This is a genomic window from Protofrankia sp. Cj3, from assembly GCF_917627355.1.
Lineage (GTDB): Bacteria > Actinomycetota > Actinomycetes > Frankiales > Frankiaceae > Protofrankia.
The window spans coordinates 1-8498 of sequence record NZ_CAKJTR010000197.1 but is presented as its reverse complement, the minus strand read 5'-3'; the positions used below and the strand labels follow the sequence as shown (position 1 = coordinate 8498).

7 protein-coding genes are annotated in these 8498 nt (G+C 68.1%); 5 read left to right on the top strand and 2 right to left on the bottom strand.

Annotation, left to right across the window (positions count from 1 at the left end; genetic code table 11):
• Positions 1 to 454 (bottom strand): DUF4062 domain-containing protein (locus MJ783_RS19820; RefSeq protein ID WP_239312521.1); only part of this gene is annotated, 454 nt, incomplete at its 3' end.
• Between the two features lie 266 nt (positions 455 to 720).
• Here MJ783_RS19820 and MJ783_RS19815 point away from each other — a divergent pair.
• The 5 genes from MJ783_RS19815 (at position 721) to MJ783_RS19795 (ending at position 7416) form a co-directional block, all read left to right on the top strand.
• Positions 721 to 1221 (top strand): GNAT family N-acetyltransferase, encoded by a 501-nt coding sequence (locus tag MJ783_RS19815; protein ID WP_239312520.1) that lies wholly within the window; start codon positions 721 to 723, stop codon positions 1219 to 1221.
• 264 nt (positions 1222 to 1485) lie between these two features.
• Positions 1486 to 3003 carry a site-specific integrase gene (locus MJ783_RS19810; RefSeq protein WP_239312519.1) on the top strand — a complete coding sequence of 506 codons (1518 nt, stop codon included), beginning with the start codon at positions 1486 to 1488 and terminating at the stop codon, positions 3001 to 3003.
• Positions 3003 to 4772, top strand: a complete 1770-nt coding sequence (locus MJ783_RS19805) for a hypothetical protein (protein WP_239312518.1) — start codon at positions 3003 to 3005, stop codon at positions 4770 to 4772. The genes MJ783_RS19810 and MJ783_RS19805 overlap by 1 nt, the downstream gene beginning before the upstream one ends.
• The gene (locus MJ783_RS19800) at positions 4769 to 6919 is read left to right on the top strand and encodes a hypothetical protein (RefSeq protein WP_239312517.1); all 2151 of its coding nucleotides are present in this window, start codon (positions 4769 to 4771) and stop codon (positions 6917 to 6919) included. Before MJ783_RS19805 ends, MJ783_RS19800 begins: the two co-directional genes overlap by 4 nt.
• Positions 6916 to 7416, top strand: a complete 501-nt coding sequence (locus MJ783_RS19795; protein WP_239312515.1) for a hypothetical protein — start codon at positions 6916 to 6918, stop codon at positions 7414 to 7416. Before MJ783_RS19800 ends, MJ783_RS19795 begins: the two co-directional genes overlap by 4 nt.
• On the opposite strand, the gene MJ783_RS19790 is transcribed toward MJ783_RS19795, so the two are convergent.
• Positions 7357 to 8498: WD40 repeat domain-containing protein (locus tag MJ783_RS19790; protein WP_239312514.1), on the bottom strand; the 1142-nt coding region annotated here is incomplete at its 5' end. The two genes, MJ783_RS19795 and MJ783_RS19790, sit on opposite strands and share 60 nt — an antisense overlap.

The window sequence follows — 8498 nt, the reverse complement described above, 5'->3', positions numbered from 1 at the left end:
CGTTTCGGCCCTTCCGGTTGCGAAGGTCATTGAGAGCGTGAAGCGCCGACCCGTTCAAGTCCCCAGGATCGGTGAACATCTGGACGATTATCCCAGAATTGCAGAGCCGCTGCCGGAAATCCTCAATCGGCGCGCCTTCGATATCGATCAACCGCCGTGGTAGTGCCGCGTCTGGGTCTAGGAGGAAAACGAGTCGGGGGATCCCTGCGGTGGTGGCCGCCTGGAACTCAAGCTCCGTATACGAAATCCCGTCGTGGTCCGGGACGACGGAACCGTATGCGAACCCGATTATGGCAATGTAAACGTCGCATTCGACGACGCGCGCAATGCAATACTCGGCCGGGTTGTCCTCTCGTGCTGCAAAGTTTGCCATCTCCACCGGGCGCCCGCCAGCGCGGAGAACTGCTTCCGAAGCCGCCTGAACAAACGAACGTGGGGCGGGGTAGCTTGCCATGTCGGATGTATGGCTGATGAAGACATTACCCAAGTCCCCCATACCAGACATGCTACCCCGGGTGAAAGTGGCGGCCGGGGTAAAGGGCTGAATATGCGTGTTGTTACGTTCCAAATGCTTTCGCCTACTTACGCGGTGCTTGCGCCTGCTCTGTGTTGGTTTGACTTGCCGACCGTGCGGCGCGTCAAATGAGCCGTGGCCTGCGGTTGTGCACCGTTGCCAGCCGGCTGAGCCGCACAGTTGCCTCTGCGTGCGATGCTTAGGGTATGGAACCGGCGGTCAAGCTTCGTCGAGCATCCTATGCTGATTGGCCCGTGCTCTCGCCTCTGTGGCGTGCTGTCGTCGCGGCAGGCGATACTTACTTTTACGCGCCCGACACACCCGAGAGTGTCGCAGCCGCGTTCTGGATGCCAGGTGATCCTGCGGAGACCTGGCTCGCCGAAGATCTTAATATGGGCGTATTGGGTACCTACCTTCTTAAGCCTAACCAGATCGGCCTCGGTGACCATGTTGCGAACGCGGGATTTATGGTCGACCCCGTAGTGCGCGGGAGAGGTATAGGTCGTCAGCTCGGCGAGCACTGCCTGGCAAGGGCCGCCGAGCTCGGTTATCGGGCCATTCAGTTCAACGCTGTTGTCGCAAATAACGCTATCGCGCTCGCATTGTGGCGCTCTCTTGGATTTGTGATCGTCGGGACAGTCCCGAAAGCGTTTCGTCATCACCAACTTGGCGAAATCGATATCCATATAATGCACCGATTTTTGTAAGTGTCATAAGATCCCGATTGGCCAGCTACGAAGTAGAGTCGCGGGTAAGAGCGCTTCTGACTGCCGCATAGCGACCTCACCATGGCTCGACTGGCGGAGCCCCTTTGAGCCCGTGTGCTGCCGTCGAGACCACGACCTTCGCTGGTCGCTGTCATCATCGCGGAGTCGGTCAACGGATGTCAGCGAACCCCTTCCTTCGACGGCCAGCGCGTGTTGCACGGATGGTTGATCGCGAGTCCTCTACGCTGGCCCGGTGCGGCCCCGATGACTGTCCGAGATATGGATCGAACTTTAGGTGATGATGACTGGTTGCTGTACTGGGTGACGCCCGGCGCCGCGGTCCCTCCGGGGCTCACGCCGTTGCTGGACGAGTGGGCGGACATCGACGAGCGCGAGCGGGCGCTCGACATCCGACCGGGGACGCCGATCTTGATCGATCCGGCTGGGCAGGTCGATCCGCGGCTGGCTCGGTTCTTCCGCCGGTCCCGGTTCGCGTTCCGGGCTGAGGGGACGCAGCAGGCGTACGTGAAGGATCTTCGACTGTTCTTCTCGTTCCTGTGGCGCCGTGGCCGCTATTGGGATGAGGCCGACTCCGATGACCTCGATGACTACGAGGCGTGGCGTCGCCGGGCTGAGGACAACCCGCGTCGGATCGGTGGGGCGAAGTGGGCGCGTGAACTCGCCGCGTTCAAGCTGTTGTACGACTGGGCGCTGGCCAAGGGCCACATCGATCGCAGCCCGGTGTCCTCTCACACGGTCCGGCAGCGAGACGGCTCGCGGGTCGAGGTGCTGGACAACGCTCCAAAGGACGTGCGGACGTCGAATGTCAGGTGGGTGACGCCGCGGACCTACCGGCTCTGGCGCGACATCGGTCTGCGCGGCTACACCGCCGCCGGGGTCCCTGACCCGAGTTGGCGGGGCCGTAACGACGGGCGGAACGTGGCGTTCGCCGATCTGCTGTTTGAAAGCGGGCTGCGGCTGCGGGAGGGCGGCTGCCTGCTCACCCTCGAGGTACCCGCGGCGCTACCCGGCCATGTCCACTATGAGGGCACGGTCGCCGCTGCGATCGCCAAGCGTCGTGAGCGGATGTTCTATGTGCACGCGGACGCCGTGAGCGGAATTTCCGCCTACCTGGCCACGACCCGACGAGCCGCGATCGTCCGTGCCCGACGCGAGGGCCGGTACGACAGTCTGGCCGGAAAGCTCATCGTGACCAACATCTCCGGTGGTGGGCGGGGTCGGCTGACGTGGGAGGACGCCCGTGGCCGTCGCGGCGAGGTGCCCGTCGGTGCCGTCGACGTGCATGAGCGGCGGAGGCTGTTCATCGAGACGTCGGCGGGGTTGGAGCCGCTTGCGCTGTGGTTGACCGAGGGCGGTCTGCCGATGGACTACCGATCGTGGGAGGCGGTGTTCACCGCGGCCAGCGACCGATGCCAGCGCCAGCGCACCCCGATCCGGATCTCGCCGCATGTCTGCCGGCACTCGTTCGCGTTGAAGATGCTCATCACGCTCCAGCGGGGGCTGGACGCCCGGTTCGGCCTGGACGGCGATGACCGTGCCCATCTGCGCAAGGTCTACGGCGACGCCTTCGCGCTGGTGAAGGACCTACTCGGACACAAGAGCGAGCAGACGACCCGCGAAATTTACCTGGAGCCGCTCAACAGCCTGCGCCTATCCATGATCCTCGACGCCGGCGAGGACAACGTGGAGGCGATCCTGGCCCGGGTCGCCGCGTCCAACCGCCGCGTCATGGACGTCGTTCCCGGTCCGGGGGACGGGTAGTGGCCGGTCGCCACACCGCCAGGGCGGTCCTCCCGCAGGCCGGCTATCGGCGGCCGGACTCACTCGATCCCACCGGCCTGGTCGTCTCGGTGTGGGCGGAGAACGGCGGCACAGAAGGGGTCTTCGACTTCACCACGCTGCCGGGCAGTGTCGCGCTGCGGCAGGCGTTGGCCGCCGCGTTCGACCGCAAGAGCGGACCGGGCGGCCCGTGGCGCGCACGAGCGACCTGCGCCACCGTCCACAAGTACGTCGGCGACTTCATGCGCTGGCTCGACACGCAGGACCGGCCGCCGCAGACGGCCGTGGACCTCACCGCGGCGGTCTGGAACCGGTGGCGGATGGCCCTGCCGGCCACGGCACAGGCACGGCGACGCCTGACGGTGATGCGGCTGCTGATGGTGGAGGTGCGCGGCCTCCCGCCCGAGACCAGGGCGGCGCTGGCGCGACGGATGCCCAAGCGCCCGCCGTCGAAGGAAGTCGCCTACACCTACCAGGAGTACACCGCCATCCGCACGACGGCTGCCGCGATCTTCGCCAGGGCGCTTGCCCGGCTGCGGGCCAACCGCGAGCACCTGCGTCGCTGGCACGCCGGCGAGTTCACCGAGCCCGACGGCGACTGGCTGATCGGCGCCGCCCTGGATCACCTCGAGCGCACCGGCGATGTCCCGCTGATCAACGTGGGTCGCGGGACCCGGGCCGTACGCATCCCCTTCGAGCGGGCCCTCGGGGGCCGCCGGCCGGAGCAGACATGGGGACGGCTCTACCTCACCCGCACCGAGGCGTTCGCCGCCGCGGTGCTGCTCGTGGCGAGCGAGTCGTGGAACCGGTCCGTGCTCGACGAGATGCGGGTACCCGACCACGATCCGGCGGTCGGCGACGAGGTGGACATCTACCAGGTGGATATCCACAAGCGGCGGCGTCCGGTTCGTCTGCGCCACACCACCAACAACCTGCTCGACCACGGCCCGGGCAGTCCGGGCCGGCTGATGGGACAGATCATCGAGGCCACCGACACGGGGCGGCGGACCCTGGCGCTGCTGGGCCGGCCGACCGACCGGCTACTGGTCTACCGGCTCAACCGCCCCGACCGTCACGGCGGCCTGTTCCATCTCGGTGTCCCGCAGCAGGTCCGGTTGGACACCGACCCCGGTCTGGTGAGCCTGCGTCGGCTGCGGCGCACCGTGCAGGTGCTCATCCGCAAGGAGCCCGCGCAAAACAGCCAGCAGACCCACGAGTCGGTCTACCTGCTGCCCGACCCGGTCACCCGGACCGAGGCCACAGCAACGATCGTGCAGGGGCTGTCCGACGCGGTCGAGCACGCCACGGTCATCGCCACCATGCGGATCATGCTCGGTGACGACACCGACACGCTGATCGAACTGTCCGACGATCCCGAACTCGCCGCCGCCCTGCAACGCGGGGATCTCGACACCGCGACCGGAGCCTGCACCGACGTCACGAACAGCCCGTTCACCCCGGCGGGCCTGCCGTGCACCGCGTCGTTCCTGCTCTGCCTGGCGTGCCCGAACGCGGTCGCCACCCGCCGTCACCTTCCCCGCCTGGTGCACCTGCACGACGCGATGACCGAACTGCGCGCCGTCGTCGACGCCGACGTCTGGGAACTCGACTGGCGGGTGCACTTCACCCGGCTGTCCGCGCTGCTGGGTACCCACACCACCGCCGCGGAACAGGCCGCCGCCCGCGGCCAGCTCACCGCCGCGGACCGGGCGAGGATCGCCGCGCTGCTACGCCGCAGGCTCGACGCGTGACCGTCGCATCCGCGTCGCGCAACCCGGTCAGCGTGACCTGGCTGGTCGACGCGGCCGATCCCTTCCTCAGCGCCGACAGGCTTCCCCGGGCCGTTGATCCTGACAGCGTGTCTCGCTTCGGGGATGGCCGGTGGGACCTGGCCCCGCTGAACACCAACCGCCACTACAGTCCCGGGCACCTCAACCGGGACCGGTTTCCCGAACCGCTGCGGCCTTCGTTCCGCCGCGCCGGCTGGGCGCTGGTGAACCTGCCCACACCCGAGGCCCTGCTGGAACGGTTCGCCACGAACCGGGTCCGGTGGCTGCACCCGGCCACCATGGTCGTGGTCGCCCTCGGCTGGCACCAGTTCGCCCGATGGCTGACCGGCCAGGGCACCGCACGGCTGTCCGACGTCACCGGCGACGACCTGGAGCAGTACGCCGTCCACGTCGCCGCCGGCAGACTGTCACGGAAAGTCGCCGCTGACCGGCTCGGCGCGGTCAGCCTGCTGTGGGCCTTCGCCCCGCACCTTCCCGACCGCGATCGCATCCCCCTGCCGCCCTGGGACACCACCAGCCTGCGGGACTACCTGCCCGCCGGCGGCGGCAGCAACGACAACAGCACCCCGCCGATCCACCCAGCCGTGATGTCACCCCTGCTGATCTGGGCGATGCGGTTCGTCAACGACTTCGCCGAGGACATCCTCAACGGCTGGCAGGAACGCCAAAGCCTGGTCAGCCGTGTTCGACAACATGCCAACCCACAGGCAACCGCGCCGCTGCGGCAGCTCATCGCCACCCACGTCGCCGAGAACCGGCCGCTGCCCGGCAGCCTCTACCTCGGCCGGCTGTTCGTGGCCCGCACCTACCTGGCCGGGTGCCTCGACGCCAGCGAGGGCCAGGTCCAACGCGCCGTCGCCGACCACGGCGCCGGCCTGCCCGTCAGCACCGACACGCCGCTCCAGACCCCGGTCCGCGGGCAGCTACACGGACGGCCGTGGATAGCGCACCTCAACTTCAACGACGTCCCCGTCCTCATGCATAAGCTGGCGACCGCCAGCATGATCGTGGTCCTCTATCTCAGCGGCATGCGACCCGGTGAAGCACTCGAGCTCCAGGTCGGCTGCTGCCCCGAACCCGCCGACGACGGCACTGGACCCGTCCGTTATGAGATCCACGGCAACGTCTTCAAAGGCGCCCGCGACCCCGACGGCAGGCCCGTGGTCGGCGGCGTTCCCCGCGACACACCCTGGGTCGTGATCCCGCCCGTCGCGCGCGCCATCCGCGTCGTGGAACGCACGGTCGAGGGACACGACCTGTTCCCCGTCAACGTCGCCTGGGCGAAACCCACCCGAGGCAACCGGAAACGCCCCCGCGAGGTGCTGTCCTGCCGAGCCGCCAACGACCGCATCACCTCCTTCATCGCCTGGGTCAACGACTTCTCCGACCGCAACCACCTCACCGCCGAACGCATCCCCGACGACCCCGACGGCCCGCTCGTAGTCACCCGCTTCCGCCGCACCATCGCCTGGCACATCGCCCGCCTTCCCGGTGGCCGCATCGCCCTGGCCATCCAATACGGGCACCTACGCACCTCCCCGATCACCGACGGCTACGCCGGACGCGGACGCCAAGGCCTACGCCGCGTGCTCGACATCGAAACCGCCCGAGCCATGGCCGACTACCTCGACGACGTCGCCGGACGGCTCGACCGCGGCGAAGCGGTATCCGGTCCCGCCGCCGGCCGCCTCATGACCGCCGCCGCGCAGGCCCGCGCCCGGTTCGAGGGCATGTTCCTGACCCCCAAGCAGACGAAGGCGTTCCTCGCCGCCCCACAGTTTCACGTCTACGACAACCCGGACGCGTTCCTCACCTGCAACTACGACCCGGCCAAGGCCCTGTGCCACCCCGAACGCACCCGCCCGGCCAGCCGCACCCGCCCGCCCGCGATCGACAGGTGCGACCCCGCGTGCGCGAACATCGCCCGCACCGACACCCACATCGCCAACCTCCGCGAGGAGATCAGGCGACACGTCGGCGAGGTCGACGAGCCGGCAACGCCGAGCCCGCTGCGGGAACGGCTCCGGCAACGCACCACCGCCCTGCAGGCAATCGTCGACCGGCACGAACAGAACCGGACCGTCCTCACCCAGGAAAGGCGACGGTGACCCAGACATCTGACGACGACGAGCGCACGGCCATCACGGCAGCCATGGAACGGCTGTTCGCCGGCGCGCCCCTGCGGTCCTCCGGCGCCCTCGACATCGTCACCCTCGCCCAGGAAGCCGACGTCAAACGCAACAAACTCACCCACAAACACACCGACCTCAAAGACCTCTTCTACGCCGAACGCAAGACACGCGCCGGTGTCCCAGACAGCGAGATCAAACTTCGCGAAGAGATCGCCGCCCTCCAAACCACCAACAGCGAACTCCGAGAGGAACGCGACCGCTACCGCGCCGCCAGCGAAACCTTCGCCCGCGCCCTCCACGTCATGGCCATCGAAAACGACAACCTCCGCAGAGACTTGGACAAGACCCGCGCCTCAGGTAGGGGAGCCGTACCGCTGCGAAACGCCCGGTCTCCGATGACGCTCCCCGTATCATTACGGGCAGGTGTGTTCGTATTTGACGCTCGGGATATACTGTTGCCAGACGTCCGGTGACAGGCCGGTACCAAGCAATTTGCATGCCTCTGCTGCTGCGTGGTCACGCAGGTAAGTGAGGCGAGTCATGTCCCACAGGGTCGCTGTCTTGTCGTCGCTGCCGGCGGCCAGGGTGCGCCCGTCTGGGGAGAACACCACCGAGTTGATTTGCTCGAGGGGGCCGGTGAGGGGTTGGCCGAGGCGGTGGGGGCTCGCCCGGTCGCTGACATCCCACAGCCTTACGGTGCCGTCGCCGCTGCCGGCGGCCAGGGTGCGCCCGTCCGTAGAAAACACCACCGAGGAGACGAAGCTGGTGGGCCCGGCAAGGGGTTGGCCGAGCCGGTGGGGGCTCGCCCGGTCGCTGACATCCCACAGCCTCACCGTGTGGTCGTCCATGCCGGCGACCAGGGTGCGCCCGTCGGGGGAGAACACCACCGAGTTGATGGGGCCGGAGTGGCCTGTCAGAGCCTGGCCGAGGCGGTGGGGGCTCGCCCGGTCGCTGACGTCCCACAGCCTTACGGTGCCGTCGTAGCCGCCGGCGACCAGGGTATGCCTGTCCGGGGAGAACACCACCGCGAAGACGGCGTCAGTGACACTGATGGGGCCGGAGTGGCCTGTCAGAGCCTGGCTGAGGCGCTGGGGGCTCGCCCGGTCGCTGACGTCCCACAGCCTTACGGTGCCGTCGTAGCTGCCGGCGGCCAGGGTGTGCCCGTCCGGCGAGAATGCCACGGACCTGACGCCTTGGGTGGGGCCAGTGAGGCGTTGGCCACGCCGGTCGGGTGCGGCGCGGTTGCTGATATCCCACAGCGTCACGGTGCCGTCGTCGCTGCCGGCGGCCAGGGTGTGCCCGTCCGGGGAGAACGCCACGGACCTGACGCCTTGGGTGGGGCCAGTGAGGCGTTGGCCACGCCGGTCGGGTGCGGCGCGGTTGCTGATATCCCACAGCGTCACGGTGCCGTCGTCGCTGCCGGCGGCCAGGGTGTGCCCGTCTGGGGAGAACGCCACCGAGCTGACGGAGTCGGTGGGGCCGGTCAGGGGCGGGCCGAGCTGGTCGGGTGCGGCGCGGTTGCTGACATCCCACAGCCAAACCGGACCGGTGCTGC